The following is a 15,421-nucleotide window of genomic DNA, read 5'->3' on the forward strand; positions in this document are numbered from 1 at the left end:
GAGGCTTTTTAACTACAGAGGACCGAGCATGACAGTTGTTCTTACAGCAAAGCAGATTGAAGACCTGGCAGCATTCGCTAAAGAAGATGGTCAGCCACAATACACTATCACTACCGGGACGATCCCTGAGTTCGAAGCTGATGATGGTGAGGTTATCCCTGAGTACACCGGGCTGATTGCCTATTCCGAGTCACTGGAGCACGGTGTATTGCAACTCGACGACTAGCGGCATTACAGCAGGCATTCACTGAGTGCCTGTGATAATGCTATATATGCTACTCCATAAAGCGGAGGGGCAATGAATATTAAAAAATACTGGTTTTTTTCATGGGTCGCTTATGACTCAGTAACGGGTGAAAAGTTACTCGAATATTCCGGTTCTGATACTTTCACCTCTGAGGAGGGAGTTAGTGCTGTTGAGGTTTTTGAGAGTTTAATGAGTGACTTTGAATCAAGAAGAGAAAATCTGAAAATACATTGCATAGCATTCAATCCTATCTAATTAACAAGCCTCGCATATGCGGGGCTTTTTTATGCGCTTCGCACGCGCACCATGAAGAGAGTCTTTCAGTAGTGAGCCTGGGTGATGCCGTTAGGTTGCGTTTACCTCTCGGGCGGCATTGCCGTGCGACAGGCTCACGTCTAAAAGGAAATCGTTATGAAGTTTCAGATCGCTAAGTTGTATCGCGGAGAGTGCTTCATGGGTTATGGAATTGCTGTGAATGGACAGCTTCTTGATAACCAGGTATCGACGGTTATAGATACTCAGTGTAGAGAGATCCCAACCGTAACAGCGGTATTTAATCTTGATAAAAACCACGCTGAAAACCAAATTACTATTGATTTGCGTAATGGTGAACCATGCCAGCACTAATACCCCGTGCCTGTCGCAAGCGCGGTTGCCCTGGTACGACAACGGATCGCTCTGGCTACTGCGAGCAACATCGCAACGAAGGCTGGCAGCAGCACCAACAAGGTAAGAGTCGCCATGAACGTGGTTACGGTAGCAAGTGGGATATCAAGCGTGCTCGTATTCTGAAGCGTGATAATCATCTGTGTCAGAACTGCCTGCGTACTGGACGCGCTGTCGCGGCCACAACCGTTGACCATATCAAGGCCAAGGCTCATGGGGGTACCGATGATGATTCGAACCTCGAAAGCTTGTGCTGGCCCTGTCACCGTTCGAAAACAGGGCGTGAACGCACCAAATGATATTGATTCTCATCAATGGTCATGGAGGGGAGGGGGAGGTCAAATCCCTGTAGTCGGGCGCCCAAAGGACCGCCGCCTAGCATTTCTTCACATCGCCGCAGGTTAGAAAACTTTTTTTGGGGTCCCCCAGCCGATGATTAATAGGAGTTTTCGATTATGTCAGGACCGCCGAAAACCCCTACCCATCTGCGTTTGGTGAGGGGTAACCCATCCAAACGACCAATCAACAAAAACGAGCCACAGCCACCTAAAGGGGTCCCCCCAGTTCCCAAGCATTTTGACAAGCAAGGGAAGTACTGGTTTAAGCGGATGGCCGAAGAACTTGATGCCATTGGCGTCATATCTCAGCTGGATGCCAGGGCTCTGGAGTTGCTGGTAGAAGCATATACGGAATACCGCCATCATTGTGAAACGCTGGATCGGGAAGGTTATACCTATGCGGTATACAGCGATGATGATGCTGATGAAGGGAAAGAACGAGAAATACGCATGATCAAGCCGCATCCGGCAGCCATGATGAAAGCTGATGCCTGGAAGCGACTTCGCGCGATGTTAGCGGAGTTTGGTATGACTCCTTCCAGCAGGTCTAAGGTCAGTAAGGACAAACCAGACGATGATGATCTGTTAAGTCAATTTCTTAATTCGAGGGACTGATGGCAAAAGTTACTGATGGCATACGTTACGCCGAACGCGTCGTTGCCGGGGAGGTTATTGCCTGTGAATTTGTCCGTCTTTCCTGTCAGCGATTTCTTGATGATCTGAAGCACGGTGAAGAACGTGGCATCTATTTCAGCGAGCCCCGCGCACAACATATCCTCAATTTTTATAAATTCGTGCCTCATGTTAAAGGAGCACTGGCAGGCCAGCCGATTAAGCTGATGGACTGGCATGTTTTCATTCTGATCAACATTTTCGGTTTTGTTATTCCCCTGGTAAATGAAGAAACAGGCGAAGTTGTGCTGCGTAATGATGGCAGCGGTCGTCCGGTGATGGTCCGCCGGTTTCGCACAGCATATAACGAGGTAGCCCGTAAAAACGCCAAGTCGACATTATCTTCTGGTGTTGGTCTTTATATGGCTGGCGCCGATGGTGAGGGTGGGGCAGAGGTTTATTCCGCAGCGACAACGCGGGATCAGGCTCGCATCGTTTTTGAAGATGCGAAAAACATGGTTAAAAAAGCGAAACCCACACTGGGGCGACTGTTTGAATTCAATAAACTGGCGATCTACCAGGAGCAGACAGCATCCAAGTTTGAACCGCTTTCTTCTGATGCCAACAATCTGGATGGTCTCAATATCCATTGTGGCATCGTCGACGAACTTCATGCGCATAAAACCCGTGATGTCTGGGACGTTCTGGAGACTGCAACCGGCGCACGATTGCAGTCTCTTCTGTTTGGCATAACGACAGCCGGGTTTAATAAAGAAGGGATTTGTTACGAGCTGCGCGATTATGCCATTAAGGTGCTGCGTGGCTATAACAGCGAAGTGGAAGGCGCGGTGAAGGATGACACCTTTTTCGCCATCATCTTCACCCTGGATAAAGATGATGATCCGTTTGATGAAACGGTCTGGCAAAAGGCTAACCCCGGGCTGGGTATCTGTAAGCGCTGGGACGATCTTCGCCGCCTGGCTAAGAAGGCCAAAGAACAGGTTTCCGCCAGGGTTAACTTTTTCACCAAACACATGAATATCTGGGTGACCGCTGAGTCAGCCTGGATGGACATGATTAAGTGGGAAAACTGCGAGTTTATCGCCCCCCGTCATGAGCTGAGAACTTACCCGATGTGGGCTGGCGTGGATCTGGCCCACAAGATTGATATTTGCGCTGCGGTAAAACTCTGGCGGGCAGATAACGGTCATGCGCACGCAGACTTTAAATTCTGGTTACCAGAAGGGCGACTGGAAAAATGTTCCGCTCAAATGGCGCAGATGTATCGCAAATGGGCTGAGCTTGGGAAGCTGGAACTGACCGATGGTGATGTTATCGATCATGCGCAGATTAAAGCAGATTTTCTGGAATGGATTAGTGGCGAAAACCTGAAGGAAACTGGGTTCGACCCTTGGAGCGCAACGCAGTTTAGCCTGGCTCTGGCAGAAGAGGGTGTACCGCTGGTGGAGGTTCCGCAGACGGTCAGAAACTTTTCTGAGTCAATGAAAGAGGTGGAGTCTCTGGTTTATGGCGGGCGTTTTCATCACAGCAATCATCCGGTTATGAACTGGATGATGTCTAACGTCACCGTCAAGCCTGACAAAAACGACAATATCTTTCCGAACAAATCCACGCCAGAAGCGAAAATAGACGGGCCTGCCGCCTTGTTTACCGCAATGAGCCGCATGCTTGTAAACGGCGGCGAACAACAGGACAGCCTCTCTGACCATCTGGAAAGTTACGGCGTCCGTTCATTATAAAGAGGCAGTTATGATCCTGATGATTCTCGCCCCACTGATCGGGGTGATGGGCGCTATTTTGCTTTCGTTTGGTGTATGGATGATTTATCCGCCAGGAGGCTTAATCAGTGCGGGTATGCTTTGCCTTATCTGGTCATGGCTGGTTTCCCGCACGCTTTCGCTGGCCGGGAAAACATTGCGAGGAGGGACTGACTGATGTTTTTCCCCGGAATGTTCAAAAAAAGTGACGCTCCTGTCACTACTCCGGCAGAACTCGCTGAAGCAGTGGGAATGACTTACGACACCTATACAGGGAAAAGGGTAAGCAGCCAGAAAGCCATGCGGCTTACAGCAGTTTTCGGTTGTATCAGGGTTCTTGCTGAGTCGATGGGCATGCTGCCCTGTAACCTGTACAAGATAACCGGAAACAGTAAACAAAAAGCGGCTTCCGAAAGGCTGCATAAATTACTGACGATGAAGCCAAATGATTACATGACCCCTCAGGAGTTCTGGGAACTTGTCATTGTCTGTCTTTGTCTTCGCGGTAATTTTTACGCCTACAAAGTTAAAGCGCTTGGTGAGGTGGTGGAGCTTCTTCCCATTGACCCAGGGTGTGTTGAACCAAAGCTTAACAGCCAGTGGCAACCGGTTTACCAGGTAACATTCCCCGATGGCTCAACAGACGTGCTTGGGCAGGATGATATCTGGCATGTCAGAACGCTTACCTTTGACGGGCTGGTGGGGCTGAACCCTATAGCCTATGCAAGAGAAGCAATATCTCTGGGAATGGCAACAGAGGAACATGGGGCGCGGTTGTTCTCAAATGGCGCGGTTACCTCCGGCGTACTCCGCACTGAGCAAACGCTCACTGACGCTGCTTACGCAAGGCTGAAAAAGGATTTTGAGGATCGTCACCTCGGGCTGAGCAACGCGCACCGACCAATGATTCTCGAAATGGGACTGGACTGGAAGTCGATGGCGCTCAATGCGGAAGACAGTCAGTTCCTTGAGACCAGGAAATTCCAGCTGGAGGAAATATGCCGCCTGTTCCGGGTGCCGATGCACATGGTGCAGAACACTGACCGCTCGACGTTTAACAATATTGAAAACCTCGGCATGGGGTTTATCAATTATTCACTCGTTCCGTACATGACCCGCATTGAGCAGCGAATCAACATCGGGCTGGTGAAGGAATCAAAGCAGGGTGTGTACTACGCAAAATTCAATGCCGGCGCATTGCTGCGCGGGGATATGAAGTCGCGATTTGAGGCGTATTCAACAGGCATTAACTGGGGGATTTACTCACCAAATGACTGCCGGGAGCTTGAAGAACTTAACCCACGCGCAGGAGGAGATATTTACCTTACGCCAATGAACATGACGACGAAGCCGTCAGACAGCAGCAAGAACAAAACAACCGAGGAACAACATAATGCCGATGACTAAACAGCGGCTGGATATTCCGCTACAGCTAAAGTCTGTCAGCGACAGCGGGGAGTTTGAAGGCTATGGCTCTGTTTTTGGCGTAAAGGACAGCTACGATGATGTTGTTGTGCCAGGCGCTTTTTCGGCCTCCCTTCAGGCATGGAAAGAAAAGAATGCTCTCCCTGCATTACTCTGGCAGCACCGTATGGATGAACCCATCGGTATTTACACTGAGATGAAAGAGGATGAGGTTGGCCTTTATGTTAAAGGCCGGTTACTCATTGATGACGACCCCCTTTCGAAACGCGCACACGCCCACATGAAGGCCGGTTCTTTAACCGGCCTTTCTATTGGTTACATGCTGAAAGACTGGGAGTACGACCGTGTTAAGGGCGTGTTCCTTCTCAAAGAGATCGACCTGTGGGAAGTCAGTCTCGTCACGTTTCCGTCGAACGATGAAGCGCGTGTAAGTGATGTCAAAAGCGCATTTTCCCGCGGAGAAATCCCTTCTCAAAAAAGTATTGAACGAGTCCTGCGCGATGTTGGGCTCTCACGCACCCAGGCTAAAGCATTCATGGCCGGGGGTTATAGCTCACTTTCACAGCGTGATGTTGATGAAGTGAGTACCGCACTGGATGCACTGAAAAACATCAAATTTTAATCAGGAGTTAATTATGTCAGTTGACGTTAAAGACGTAGAGCAGGTCGCGCAGGAACTGCAGGCGAAGTTTGATGCGTTCAAAGAAAAGAACGATAAGCGCCTGGAAGCAGTTGAACAGGAAAAGGGCAAGCTGGCGGGGGAGGTTGAAACCTTAAACGGCAAGTTGTCTGAACTGGATGAGCTTAAATCTGCGCTGGAAGAGGAACTGAAGCAGGTTAAACGTCCAGCCGGTGGTCCTCAGAGCAAAGCCGCAAGCGAACATAAAACCGCTTTCATTGGCTTTATGCGTAAGGGTAAAGATGACGGGCTGCGCGAACTTGAACGCAAAGCTCTGCAGGTCGGTGTGGATGAAGATGGTGGCTATGCCGTGCCGGAAGAGCTGGATCGCACGATCCTTAATCTTCTGAAAGATGAAGTAGTGATGCGCCAGGAGGCGACAACCATCACAGTCGGCGGCGCTAACTATAAAAAACTGGTTAATCTCGGCGGTACGGCTTCCGGCTGGGTTGGTGAAACGGATGCCCGCCCGGAAACCGATGCGTCTAAACTCGGTCAGATTGAGCCGTTCATGGGAGAAATTTACGGTAACCCGCAGGCGACTCAAACCATGCTGGATGATGCCTTTTTCAACGTCGAAGACTGGATCAACAGCGAACTGGCAATTGAGTTTGCAGAGCAGGAAGAAATCGCCTTTACCAGCGGTAACGGGACGAAGAAGCCGAAAGGTTTTCTGGCATACGCTTCCACACTTGATCCGGACAAGACTCGTGCATTTGGTACTCTCCAGCACATTCTTTCTGGCGCTGCGGCAGGCGTAACGGCTGATGCGATCATCAAACTGGTCTATACGCTGCGTAAAGTGCATCGTAATGGCGCTAAGTTCATGATGAACAACAACAGTCTGTTTGCTATCCGAATCCTGAAAGATTCAGAAGGCAACTACCTGTGGCGTCCTGGTCTGGAACTGGGTCAGCCTTCCTCTCTGGCCGGGTACGGTGTGGCAGAGAACGAACAGATGCCGGATATCGCGGCTGATGCTAAAGCAATTGCATTTGGAAATTTCAAGCGTGGTTACACCATTGTTGACCGCATCGGCACCCGCATTCTTCGTGACCCCTACACCAAAAAACCATTCGTTGGTTTCTACACCACCAAACGAACCGGGGGAATGCTGGTGGATTCTCAGGCCATTAAACTGCTGCAGATCGGCACTGGCGCTTAATTCTCTGGGGCTTCGGCCCCGATTTTTCGAGGTTATTTATGCCTGAGTTATTGCGTGAACTTAAGTGGTCCCCAGATGGTTGTATTGTCGAATCCATTCCCGCAGGGGTGTATTCGGACGGTGAGCTACCTGCCCGCGCTGAGGAAATTGCTGCCGAACTTGGCATTATCAAATTTGGTAGTGGCGGTGTTCATGTTCCTGCAGAGCCAGAGCCAGAGCCAGAGCCAGAGCCAGAGCCAGAGCCAGAGCCACCGAAAACAAAACGTGAGAAGACCAAATGAAACCGTCTATTGCCGAATTACGGCAGCAATGCCGGATAGACAGCGATGATGTTTCTGAAGATCAGACACTGGCGATATATCTCAGTGCAGCAAAGTCCCATGCTGAGAAAATTGTAAACAGGGCTCTATACGATACGAGCATCCCGGATAGTGACCCTGATGGCATCATCATCAGCGACGATATCAAACTGGCGTTAATGCTTCTTGTCAGCCACTGGTACGAGAACAGAGAGCCGGTAAATATTGGCAATATTACAAGCACATTGCCGTTTGGTGTTCAGGCTCTCCTTGGGCCGCACCGGAAGCACCCGGGAACATAAGGAGGGTATATGCAGGCAGGTCGATTACGCCATCGCGTTACTATCCTGAACTTTACTTCTTTTCGGGATACTACAGGCCAGCCGGTTGAAGAGTGGCAGGAGGGAAAGACCATATGGGCGGAAGTGCTGGGTATCAGTGGTCGTGAGCAGTTGCAATCAGGAGCAGAAACGGCACAGGCAACAATTCGGGTGTGGGTCCGTTTCCGGAGTGATGTGACTGCTGCGTCAAGATTAAAGGTGCTCACAGGACCATTTAAAGGCGCGGTACTGAATATCATCAGTCCCCCCATACCTGACAGTAAAGCCACCAGGCTGGAAATACTCTGTAAAAATGGAGCAGAAAAATGATTGATATCAGTCTGGATTTTTCTGGCCTTGAAGAGATATCCCGCGATCTGGAATTACTGAGCCGCGCCGAAAACAACAAAGTTCTGCGTGATGCCACTCGAGCTGGTGCTGAGGTTCTGAAAGATGAGGTGGTAGTAAGAGCGCCTGAACGAACCGGCAAGCTGAAGAAAAACGTTGTGGTGCTGACGCAGCGATCACGTAAACGCGGTGATATCTCTTCCGGTGTTCATATTCGTGGTCGAAACATGCGAACGGGTAACAGCGATAATTCAATGAAAGCCTCCGATCGACGTAACGCGTTTTACTGGCGATTTGTCGAAATGGGCACAGTGAATCTGCCCCCACATCCTTTTGTCCGTCCTGCGTTTGATACCCGTGAAGAACTGGCAACGCGAGTCGCTATGAAACGTATGAACCAGGCGATTGATGAGGTGCTTAGTAAATGACGGAAGATGACCTTTATCTTTTGCTGAAGCCTCTGGCCGATGGACAAGTTTATCCTTACGTTGCGCCGCTGGGTAGTGATGGCCAGCCCTCGATATCACCGCCATGGGTTATTTTTTCACTTATTTCTGATGTGACCGCTGATGTTCTTTGTGGGCAGGCCGAATCAGGGATATCGGTCCAGGTGGATGTTTACTCACTGACTCTCAAAGAGGCGCGGAATCTTCGTGATATGGCGCTTCAGGTGGTTAAGCCACTCAATCCCACCAATATAAGCAAAACCCCTGGTTATGAACCAGAGAACCGGTATTACCGGGCGACGCTGGAATTTCAGGTCACTGTCTGACACATCTATTAACTCACAGACCCGCTACGGCGGGTTTTCTATTTTCAGGAGACAAATATGTCCTCACTGTATGAAAAATCGCAAGGTACGAAAATTCAGATCACCTCTGCGCCAGCGACACTGGACACTATTGGTGCCGCAACCTGGCTGGATTTGCACTGTACTATCAAAGAGGTCCAGTTTACTGGCGGCCAGAAGCAGGACATTGATGTTACAACTCTGTGCTCAACCGAGCAGGAAAACATTAACGGCCTTGGCGCTCAGTCAGAAATCTCTATGTCCGGTAACTTCTATGTTAACCCGGCACAGGATGCGCTGCGTGAAGCTTACGATAACGACACCACATATGGTTTTCGGATTGTCTTCCCGTCTGGTATTGGCTTCCAGTTCTTGTCTGAAGTTCGTCAGCACACCTGGTCTTCAGGGACAAACAGCGTGGTGGCTGCAACGTTCTCGTTACGCCTGAAAGGTAAGCCGACGAAAATTGATAACGCGCTGCGCCTGACCACCGACCTGCCTGACACCAAATCTGTTACCTCTGGTGCGGCTTTGTCACTGACAGTCGTAGCTGCCGGGGGAACGGCACCTTATTCCTACGTCTGGAAGAAGGGCGGCAGCGCGGTTAGTGGACAGACGACAGCAACGTTCAACAAGGCAAATGCTGCTGCAGGTGATGCCGGTGATTACGTTTGTGAAGTTACCGATGCCTCCACACCTGCTGGGAAAGTCACCTCAGCAACCTGCGTCGTAACGGTAGCGTAATTCATCTTCTTTAATCAGGGATAAAAAATGGCTAAAAGTCTTAAAGAACTGGCGCTGTCCAGGGCGTCAGCATTTCGTCATATTGATGTAAACGTGCCGGAATGGGATGGCGTGAAAGTTGTTCTTCGTGAACCATCAGCAGAAGCATGGCTTCACTGGCAGGATGTAATTAAGCCGAGAGAGACGGAAGGCGAGTTATCTATCTCTGAACGGGCACACCGTAATCTACGCGCTGATGTTACGCTTTTTATCGATGTGCTGTTTGATGAGCATGGAGAATCAGTGTTCAGTAAGGAAGATTTTGCCGAGGTTGAATCGGTTTATGGTCCAGTCCACGCGCGTCTTCTTCGTCAGGCCCTCAACCTGACTACTGATCAAAAGGAGGCTGAGGGAAAGTAGCTCAGCCCGGAATGCGGTTTTTGATGTCGCTAGCGCTCCGTATGGGGCGCACTCTTTCAGAGCTTCAGGGAGTGATGTCAGCCAGTGAACTTAGGCTGTGGGCTGAGTTTGATAAACATAGTCCAATAGGTGACATTCGTGGTGACATTCAGGCGGCGCAAATTGCTACCGCTGTGTTTAATGCACAGGGCGGCAAGGCCACGATGAGTGATATGTTGCTGCGATGGCAGCGTGATCATGATGAAGAAGAGGCCGATCCATTCGCAGGGCTTGAAAAAGCATTGATTGCCGCAACGCAATAATTCTTCACACAGCCCAATTACAGATATACGATTACCTCTGGAAATCATTGGAGGAATCATGGAGCCACTTTTTGTTGTATTCGGTGTTTTTGGTTGGCTAATCAATTTAATTATAGTTTTTTATTTATTACGTGTTAGCGTTAGGGCAAATGAACAGGTAGAAGCCCTTAAAGAAATAAATAAAAAGCAAGATGCTCAAATTGATTTATTGATACAAATAGCCCACCGAGAAAAATGATTATATATGAGCCTCGCTTCGGCGGGGTTTTTTATTAGGTGGATTATGGCAACTCTACGTGAACTGATAATTAAAATTTCTGCGAATTCTCAGTCATTTCAGACAGAAATTTCTCGCGCTTCTCGAATGGGTAATGATTATTATCGCGTAATGCAAACTGGAGGTCGCCAGGCTGCAGCAGCTTCACGCGAGACACAAAGAGCGCTTGCCGAAGTAACCAATCAGATTAACACCGCCAAAGCATCTGCATTGGGTATGGCTGGCGCGTTTGCAGGGGCTTTTGCTACAGGTCATCTAATTTCACTTGCTGATGAGTGGAACTCAGTGAATGCACGATTGAAACAGGCATCACAGTCATCTGATGATTTTAGCGAATCCCAGCGAGCACTGATGGAAATTAGTCAGCGTACAGGAACTGCTTTTTCAGATAACGCTAGTTTATTTGCCCGTTCCGCTGCATCAATGCGTGAATTTGGATATAGTTCAGAAGAAGTATTAAAAATAACAGAATCTATATCAACTGGGTTGAAGTTATCAGGTGCCAGTACATCTGAGGCTAGTTCTGTTATTACTCAATTCAGCCAGGCGCTGGCTCAAGGAGTTTTACGCGGTGAAGAATTCAACTCTGTTAATGAAAATGGTGATCGCGTAATCCGTGCTCTGGCGGCGGGAATGGGGGTTGCCAGAAAAGATCTTAAAGCAATGGCTGATGCCGGACAATTAACCGCTGACAAGGTAGTTCCTGCACTTGTAAGTCAATTAGGAACACTCAGGGGTGAGTATGAAGCGATGCCTCAGACTGTTTCAGCTGCGACTACAAAGGTTGAGAATGCGTTCATGGCATGGGTTGGCGGTGCGAATGAAGCCACTGGGGCAACTAGCGCCCTTGTTAGTGTGCTCGATACGGTCTCAAGCAATATTGACACTGTAGCTACTGCTGCTGGGGTACTGGCTGCTATTGGCGGTGCAAGATATCTTGGTGGAATGTTTGGTGACATAGGGAACCAAACAGCGCAATTGATTGACGCCCGTAAAAATGAAATTGCCCTTGCGGCCGCTCGTGCCGAGTCCGCAACTCAATCACAGCGTAAAGCCGCTGCTGATGCTATAGCCGCAGAACGTACTTATCAGCTTGCTAAGTCTGAGCTTGATCTTGCCAGAAATACTAACGCTGAGGCTACGGCAACACAGAACGCTATTATAAAGCGTCGCGCGATGATTGCAGCTAATGCGACGTTGGTTCAATCAAACCGTGCTGTTTCTGCATCTCAGGATGCTCTTAATAAAGCAACCTCAGCGATGAATCTGTTTAAAAGCGGAGCATCCGGGCTGCTTTCGTTAGTCGGAGGAATACCAGGTATTTTGATGCTTGGTGCGGGAGCCTGGTACACAATGTACCAGCGGCAAGAACAAGCTCGTGAATCAGCTATCCAATATGCGGACACAATCGAACAGGTCAGAGAAAATTTAAAATCGATGTCTCAAACCCAGATATCGGCAAACCTTGGGCAAGCTAATATTTCACTTGATGCTCAAGATTATTCTATCGAGCAGCTTAAACTAAAAATTGCAGAGTTATCAAACCAACTCTATAACGCCAAACAAGCGGCGCAGTCTGCCTCAGAGGGGACGTGGCTATATAATGATGCTACTGAAAAAGCTGCAACATTTGCATCAGAATTAGCAATTGAAGAGGGGCGTCTTGAGCAGATGCTAAATAAGCGTCATCAAACTCAAGACTTAATAAACGACATTACGAGTGAGGCAATAGATAAAACCGTTGAAATGGCTGGCGCTGTTGGCTCATTAACGGAAATGTATACACGGCTGAACAAAGTCACTGGACTAGTGACGATGCCAACACCTACTTATGCAGGTCCTGTTTTGCCCACCCTTGACCAAAAACAGCAGGCCGCTATGGACAAAGTGCAGCGGCAAAATGAATTAGCTGGTTTAAAGGGGATTGAAAAAACCAAAAGACAGGCAGAATTTGAAGCGTCTGACCTTAATCTTCCTGCTGGTCAATATGAAAAGTATATAAATCTATCTGTTGAAGGAGAACGAAAGCTTCAGGCTATTCGGGATAGCAATCGGCAGAGTCGTGGTAAGTCGGATGCAGAAAAAACGGCGGATACTTACGACAAACTCATTAAGCAGCAGAAAGAGCAAATCGCTCTGGCTGGTCAGAATACCGAACTGGCAAAACTGAAATATCAGGTTAGTCAGGGTGAACTTACTTCCCTCACAGAAGCGCAAAAACAAACCCTGTTGCAGAATGCCGCGTTGATTGATCAGCAGAAAATCCGCGAACAATTAGCGGCGTATGAAGCCAACCTCGCTGACTCAAACGCCAGCGCGCGAGCATCTAACCATGCAGAACTTACCGGGTATGGACAGGGAAGCCGAATGCGTGAACGTATGCAGGAAATGCTACGCATCCGGGAGGAATTTCAGCAGAAGAACGTTGATCTTCAGCGGCAGTACCAGTCAGGTGATATTTCTGAAGACCTATACCGTCAGGAACTGGAACTAAATAAACGTTATCTCGTTGAACGGTTACGAGATCAGGAAGCTTACTACTCAGCCTCTGATGCCCAGCGCAGTGACTGGACAACGGGTATGCGTGAAGGTTTTGCGAACTGGGCTGACACTGCTTCTGATTACGCATCTCAGTCTGCTGACCTGGTGAATAACGCAATGTCCGGGCTGGTGGGTAACATTTCTGATGCACTGGCCGGTAATAAGGTTGACTGGGAAGACTGGGCTAGTTCGGTGCTTCAGTCTATGCAGAAAATTATCCTCAATGCGATGCTGGTGGATTCTTTGCGCTCAGCCAGTAACAGCGGTTTTTTCAGTTCGATCGGCGGTATGTTTGGGGCGGGGGCTGGCGCTGCATCTGGCAGCACTCCTTCTGGCGCTTATAACTCTGCCGCATCTGGCATAAAGTTAAATGCGAAAGGTGGCGCATATGCATCTGAAAGTCTTAGCGCTTACAGCAACAGCATTGTTAGCACACCGACATATTTTGCTTTTGCAAAAGGCGCTGGGCTTATGGGAGAAGCTGGGCCGGAAGCCATTATGCCACTGACTCGATCGGCGGATGGTTCGCTGGGTGTTCGCATGGTTGGTACTCCTAGGGCCACGTCAGGCGGTGGTGATACGATTATTCATCAGCACTTCAACATATCCGGTAACGGAGACGCGGCACTGAAGCAGGCTATGCAGGAAGCTGCGCGACAGGGCGCGAATGACGGTGCGAAACAGGCGCGTCAGGATATCTTGCAGGACTTCTCTAATCGTGGACAGGCAAGGCGATTGCTTGGCGTGTAAGCGTTATTAATATTCATTAAGCCGAAAGGCGGGAGACAGTTATGACTTTAGAGCAACGAGTTGAGGCTCTTGAGCTTAATGTAAAAGAACTGGAAAGCCGGGTAAGCAATAAAGATGAGCAGCTTTCCCGACTTGAACAAATTCTACGAAATCGAATTGATGAGTTTAGTGCCTATATTGATACTACTGCTCTAAGCGCTCGTGAAACTTCGCGATAGCTACCTTTTCGAGTTCCTCAATGGTTGCCTTTCTGACATCCAGTTCACCTGGGTCAAAGGAAATTTGTACAAACCCTACTGGCGTATTGAGACCAACCGTTACATTGCAATTTCCTGGCCTTCCAGGGTCTGATTGCCAGTCAATATCTCTGATAGATGTGATGGAAAATTTTCCCATTAGTAATTTCCTTTTTCAGAGGTAATCAGCCATCCCTCCAAACATTAGTTCGCCGGTGTCCCACCACTGACGGGCTGAGTAACAACCATAACCAGGTATGTAAATCAGTAACATCCTGACAAATGATCAGTAGCGCCGCCGTGCGCAGAATAATGCAGGAGAACCTATGGCGGTACTCGAATGGCCGGAAGATATCTGTCCCGCGTCGCTTACCTGGCGACCGGAGAGTAATACCAAAACTTTTCGTTCCCCCTTCAATGGGTCATCACAGACAGCACGCTTTCCAGGCACCCGCTGGGTATGTTCCCTGACCTTCAATAACCTGACAGATGAAAAATCCAGGCGTATTGATGCTCTGGTGGCTTCCCTCGATGGCGAGTATGGCAGGGTAAAGGTTCGCGACTGGGGGAGAAGTGGCAGAGTGCCAGCGGGCGTGCCCGTTGTTGATGGCGCTAATCAGACAGGGACCCAGATTCAGAGTAAGGGCTGGACGCCAGGAACAGTGGTGCTCAGACAGGGCGATTATTTCACTGTTAACGACGAGCTGAAGATGGTCACAGCTGATGTGACGAGTGCAGCGAGCGGTACCGCAATGATTGCATTTGCGCCGATGTTGCGTAGTTCGCCGCCTGCTAATGCTGTCATTGAGGTCGAGAAACCCTACGGCATTTTCAAACTGAAGGATAACCAGCAGGGTGCCGGTAACCGTGTGCCGGGTGTTTTTACCAGTTATACGCTGGAGCTTGAGGAGGCATTTTAATGCTGTATTCCCCCTTTTCGGATTCGATGGTGGACTGGTTATCCCGCGACAGGGTGACGGTTGCGATCGCCGCCAATATTCAGTTTGAGTCCGGCACCGTCTATGTGCATTCCGGTACCGGGACGCTGGTTCTCGGTGGTTATGTCTATTACGGCATGGGGCGCATGGGTTCAGTTGATGATGCCAGTGAAACCAGCACAACAAGCCCCACGCAGGTCAAAATGACTCTCTCAGGTCTGGATATGGCCCTCTTTGCTACGACGCTGAATGAGCGATGCGTGGGCAGAAATGCCGAAATCTATCTGGTGGCCATGGATGATAACGGCGTTGTCCAGGTTGCTGATCTCCTGTTCAAGGGGAAGGTGTCCAGTACGGGGGCGACAGCCGGAGAGACGAACGCCCTGCAATACACCCTCAGTAATATTTTTGAAGACTGGCAACGTCCTTTTCCCGATCGCTATACCGATGAATCGCAACAGGCCGCTTATCCCGGCGATCACATATTCCGTTATGTGGCGCAGATGGCTGAACGTTCAATTTACTGGGGCAATAAAAAAGATGCACCAGGATTTACCTATAAGTGAG

Annotated in this window: 23 protein-coding genes; all 23 read left to right on the plus strand. The window is 49.3% G+C overall.

What is annotated here, in order from left to right; genetic code table 11:
- The first annotated feature begins 28 nt into the window (after positions 1-28).
- The gene (locus OGY01_RS05175; protein WP_049015451.1) at positions 29-226 is read left to right on the plus strand and encodes a hypothetical protein; all 198 of its coding nucleotides are present in this window, start codon (positions 29-31) and stop codon (positions 224-226) included.
- 72 nt (positions 227-298) lie between these two features.
- Positions 299-502, plus strand: coding sequence for a hypothetical protein (locus OGY01_RS05180; protein WP_121567043.1), 204 nt, complete (start codon positions 299-301; stop codon positions 500-502).
- 156 nt (positions 503-658) lie between these two features.
- The gene (locus OGY01_RS05185; RefSeq protein ID WP_286492580.1) at positions 659-874 is read left to right on the plus strand and encodes a hypothetical protein; all 216 of its coding nucleotides are present in this window, start codon (positions 659-661) and stop codon (positions 872-874) included.
- Positions 862-1,212, plus strand: coding sequence for an HNH endonuclease (locus OGY01_RS05190; protein WP_148977686.1), 351 nt, complete (start codon positions 862-864; stop codon positions 1,210-1,212). The genes OGY01_RS05185 and OGY01_RS05190 overlap by 13 nt, the downstream gene beginning before the upstream one ends.
- 156 nt (positions 1,213-1,368) lie before the next feature.
- Positions 1,369-1,866: a phage terminase small subunit P27 family gene (locus OGY01_RS05195; RefSeq protein ID WP_003841734.1), complete on the plus strand. Its 498-nt coding sequence runs from the start codon at positions 1,369-1,371 to the stop codon at positions 1,864-1,866.
- The gene (locus tag OGY01_RS05200; protein ID WP_286492582.1) at positions 1,866-3,623 is read left to right on the plus strand and encodes a terminase large subunit; all 1,758 of its coding nucleotides are present in this window, start codon (positions 1,866-1,868) and stop codon (positions 3,621-3,623) included. Before OGY01_RS05195 ends, OGY01_RS05200 begins: the two co-directional genes overlap by 1 nt.
- A gap of 10 nt (positions 3,624-3,633) precedes the next feature.
- The gene (locus OGY01_RS05205; RefSeq protein WP_008323320.1) at positions 3,634-3,819 is read left to right on the plus strand and encodes a hypothetical protein; all 186 of its coding nucleotides are present in this window, start codon (positions 3,634-3,636) and stop codon (positions 3,817-3,819) included.
- On the plus strand, positions 3,819-5,048 hold the full coding sequence (locus OGY01_RS05210) for a phage portal protein (RefSeq protein WP_286492583.1): 1,230 nt from the start codon (positions 3,819-3,821) through the stop codon (positions 5,046-5,048). The genes OGY01_RS05205 and OGY01_RS05210 overlap by 1 nt, the downstream gene beginning before the upstream one ends.
- On the plus strand, positions 5,035-5,688 hold the full coding sequence (locus tag OGY01_RS05215; protein WP_016150486.1) for an HK97 family phage prohead protease: 654 nt from the start codon (positions 5,035-5,037) through the stop codon (positions 5,686-5,688). Before OGY01_RS05210 ends, OGY01_RS05215 begins: the two co-directional genes overlap by 14 nt.
- Positions 5,689-5,701: 13 nt before the next feature.
- Positions 5,702-6,910 carry a phage major capsid protein gene (locus OGY01_RS05220; RefSeq protein WP_016150485.1) on the plus strand — a complete coding sequence of 403 codons (1,209 nt, stop codon included), beginning with the start codon at positions 5,702-5,704 and terminating at the stop codon, positions 6,908-6,910.
- Positions 6,911-6,948: 38 nt separating this feature from the next.
- Positions 6,949-7,191: a hypothetical protein gene (locus OGY01_RS05225; protein WP_286492584.1), complete on the plus strand. Its 243-nt coding sequence runs from the start codon at positions 6,949-6,951 to the stop codon at positions 7,189-7,191.
- Positions 7,188-7,511 carry a head-tail connector protein gene (locus OGY01_RS05230; protein WP_048221283.1) on the plus strand — a complete coding sequence of 108 codons (324 nt, stop codon included), beginning with the start codon at positions 7,188-7,190 and terminating at the stop codon, positions 7,509-7,511. The genes OGY01_RS05225 and OGY01_RS05230 overlap by 4 nt, the downstream gene beginning before the upstream one ends.
- 9 nt (positions 7,512-7,520) lie before the next feature.
- Entirely contained in the window at positions 7,521-7,859 is a 339-nt protein-coding gene (locus tag OGY01_RS05235) for a phage head closure protein (protein ID WP_286492586.1), read from the plus strand.
- Positions 7,856-8,305, plus strand: coding sequence for an HK97-gp10 family putative phage morphogenesis protein (locus OGY01_RS05240; protein ID WP_286492588.1), 450 nt, complete (start codon positions 7,856-7,858; stop codon positions 8,303-8,305). Before OGY01_RS05235 ends, OGY01_RS05240 begins: the two co-directional genes overlap by 4 nt.
- Positions 8,302-8,649, plus strand: coding sequence for a tail completion protein gp17 (gene gp17 / locus OGY01_RS05245; protein WP_286492590.1), 348 nt, complete (start codon positions 8,302-8,304; stop codon positions 8,647-8,649). The genes OGY01_RS05240 and gp17 overlap by 4 nt, the downstream gene beginning before the upstream one ends.
- A 57-nt stretch (positions 8,650-8,706) precedes the next feature.
- The gene (locus OGY01_RS05250; RefSeq protein ID WP_103284059.1) at positions 8,707-9,411 is read left to right on the plus strand and encodes an immunoglobulin domain-containing protein; all 705 of its coding nucleotides are present in this window, start codon (positions 8,707-8,709) and stop codon (positions 9,409-9,411) included.
- 27 nt (positions 9,412-9,438) lie between these two features.
- Complete coding sequence (locus tag OGY01_RS05255; RefSeq protein WP_038642092.1) at positions 9,439-9,810, plus strand: phage tail assembly chaperone; 372 nt, start codon at positions 9,439-9,441, stop codon at positions 9,808-9,810.
- Between the two features lie 11 nt (positions 9,811-9,821).
- Positions 9,822-10,112, plus strand: a complete 291-nt coding sequence (locus OGY01_RS05260; protein ID WP_114675596.1) for a phage tail assembly protein T — start codon at positions 9,822-9,824, stop codon at positions 10,110-10,112.
- 58 nt (positions 10,113-10,170) lie between these two features.
- A complete protein-coding gene (locus OGY01_RS05265; protein WP_038642089.1) occupies positions 10,171-10,350 on the plus strand; it encodes a YebO family protein in 180 nt (59 codons plus the stop codon).
- A gap of 45 nt (positions 10,351-10,395) precedes the next feature.
- Positions 10,396-13,680, plus strand: coding sequence for a phage tail tape measure protein (locus tag OGY01_RS05270; protein ID WP_286492592.1), 3,285 nt, complete (start codon positions 10,396-10,398; stop codon positions 13,678-13,680).
- Positions 13,681-13,721: 41 nt separating this feature from the next.
- The gene (locus OGY01_RS05275) at positions 13,722-13,898 is read left to right on the plus strand and encodes a hypothetical protein (RefSeq protein WP_181817957.1); all 177 of its coding nucleotides are present in this window, start codon (positions 13,722-13,724) and stop codon (positions 13,896-13,898) included.
- A gap of 344 nt (positions 13,899-14,242) precedes the next feature.
- Positions 14,243-14,836: a hypothetical protein gene (locus tag OGY01_RS05280; RefSeq protein WP_286492594.1), complete on the plus strand. Its 594-nt coding sequence runs from the start codon at positions 14,243-14,245 to the stop codon at positions 14,834-14,836.
- Complete coding sequence (locus OGY01_RS05285) at positions 14,836-15,420, plus strand: hypothetical protein (protein ID WP_286492595.1); 585 nt, start codon at positions 14,836-14,838, stop codon at positions 15,418-15,420. The genes OGY01_RS05280 and OGY01_RS05285 overlap by 1 nt, the downstream gene beginning before the upstream one ends.
- The last annotated feature ends 1 nt before the right edge of the window (position 15,421 follow it).

Origin of the sequence: Citrobacter sp. Cm038 (assembly GCF_030333105.1) — a bacterium.
Taxonomy (GTDB): Bacteria; Pseudomonadota; Gammaproteobacteria; order Enterobacterales; family Enterobacteriaceae; genus Citrobacter; species Citrobacter murliniae.

Coding starts and splice junctions, on each gene's coding strand:
- OGY01_RS05280 (WP_286492594.1), top strand. CDS start 14,243: ATGGCGGTACTCGAATGGCCGGAAGATATCTGTCCCGCGTCGCTTACC.
- OGY01_RS05205 (WP_008323320.1), top strand. CDS start 3,634: ATGATCCTGATGATTCTCGCCCCACTGATCGGGGTGATGGGCGCTATT.
- OGY01_RS05220 (WP_016150485.1), top strand. CDS start 5,702: ATGTCAGTTGACGTTAAAGACGTAGAGCAGGTCGCGCAGGAACTGCAG.
- OGY01_RS05200 (WP_286492582.1), top strand. CDS start 1,866: ATGGCAAAAGTTACTGATGGCATACGTTACGCCGAACGCGTCGTTGCC.
- OGY01_RS05260 (WP_114675596.1), top strand. CDS start 9,822: ATGCGGTTTTTGATGTCGCTAGCGCTCCGTATGGGGCGCACTCTTTCA.
- OGY01_RS05190 (WP_148977686.1), top strand. CDS start 862: ATGCCAGCACTAATACCCCGTGCCTGTCGCAAGCGCGGTTGCCCTGGT.
- OGY01_RS05285 (WP_286492595.1), top strand. CDS start 14,836: ATGCTGTATTCCCCCTTTTCGGATTCGATGGTGGACTGGTTATCCCGC.
- OGY01_RS05225 (WP_286492584.1), top strand. CDS start 6,949: ATGCCTGAGTTATTGCGTGAACTTAAGTGGTCCCCAGATGGTTGTATT.
- gp17 (WP_286492590.1), top strand. CDS start 8,302: ATGACGGAAGATGACCTTTATCTTTTGCTGAAGCCTCTGGCCGATGGA.
- OGY01_RS05255 (WP_038642092.1), top strand. CDS start 9,439: ATGGCTAAAAGTCTTAAAGAACTGGCGCTGTCCAGGGCGTCAGCATTT.
- OGY01_RS05215 (WP_016150486.1), top strand. CDS start 5,035: ATGCCGATGACTAAACAGCGGCTGGATATTCCGCTACAGCTAAAGTCT.
- OGY01_RS05235 (WP_286492586.1), top strand. CDS start 7,521: ATGCAGGCAGGTCGATTACGCCATCGCGTTACTATCCTGAACTTTACT.
- OGY01_RS05240 (WP_286492588.1), top strand. CDS start 7,856: ATGATTGATATCAGTCTGGATTTTTCTGGCCTTGAAGAGATATCCCGC.
- OGY01_RS05275 (WP_181817957.1), top strand. CDS start 13,722: ATGACTTTAGAGCAACGAGTTGAGGCTCTTGAGCTTAATGTAAAAGAA.
- OGY01_RS05185 (WP_286492580.1), top strand. CDS start 659: ATGAAGTTTCAGATCGCTAAGTTGTATCGCGGAGAGTGCTTCATGGGT.
- OGY01_RS05270 (WP_286492592.1), top strand. CDS start 10,396: ATGGCAACTCTACGTGAACTGATAATTAAAATTTCTGCGAATTCTCAG.
- OGY01_RS05175 (WP_049015451.1), top strand. CDS start 29: ATGACAGTTGTTCTTACAGCAAAGCAGATTGAAGACCTGGCAGCATTC.
- OGY01_RS05230 (WP_048221283.1), top strand. CDS start 7,188: ATGAAACCGTCTATTGCCGAATTACGGCAGCAATGCCGGATAGACAGC.
- OGY01_RS05250 (WP_103284059.1), top strand. CDS start 8,707: ATGTCCTCACTGTATGAAAAATCGCAAGGTACGAAAATTCAGATCACC.
- OGY01_RS05265 (WP_038642089.1), top strand. CDS start 10,171: ATGGAGCCACTTTTTGTTGTATTCGGTGTTTTTGGTTGGCTAATCAAT.
- OGY01_RS05195 (WP_003841734.1), top strand. CDS start 1,369: ATGTCAGGACCGCCGAAAACCCCTACCCATCTGCGTTTGGTGAGGGGT.
- OGY01_RS05180 (WP_121567043.1), top strand. CDS start 299: ATGAATATTAAAAAATACTGGTTTTTTTCATGGGTCGCTTATGACTCA.
- OGY01_RS05210 (WP_286492583.1), top strand. CDS start 3,819: ATGTTTTTCCCCGGAATGTTCAAAAAAAGTGACGCTCCTGTCACTACT.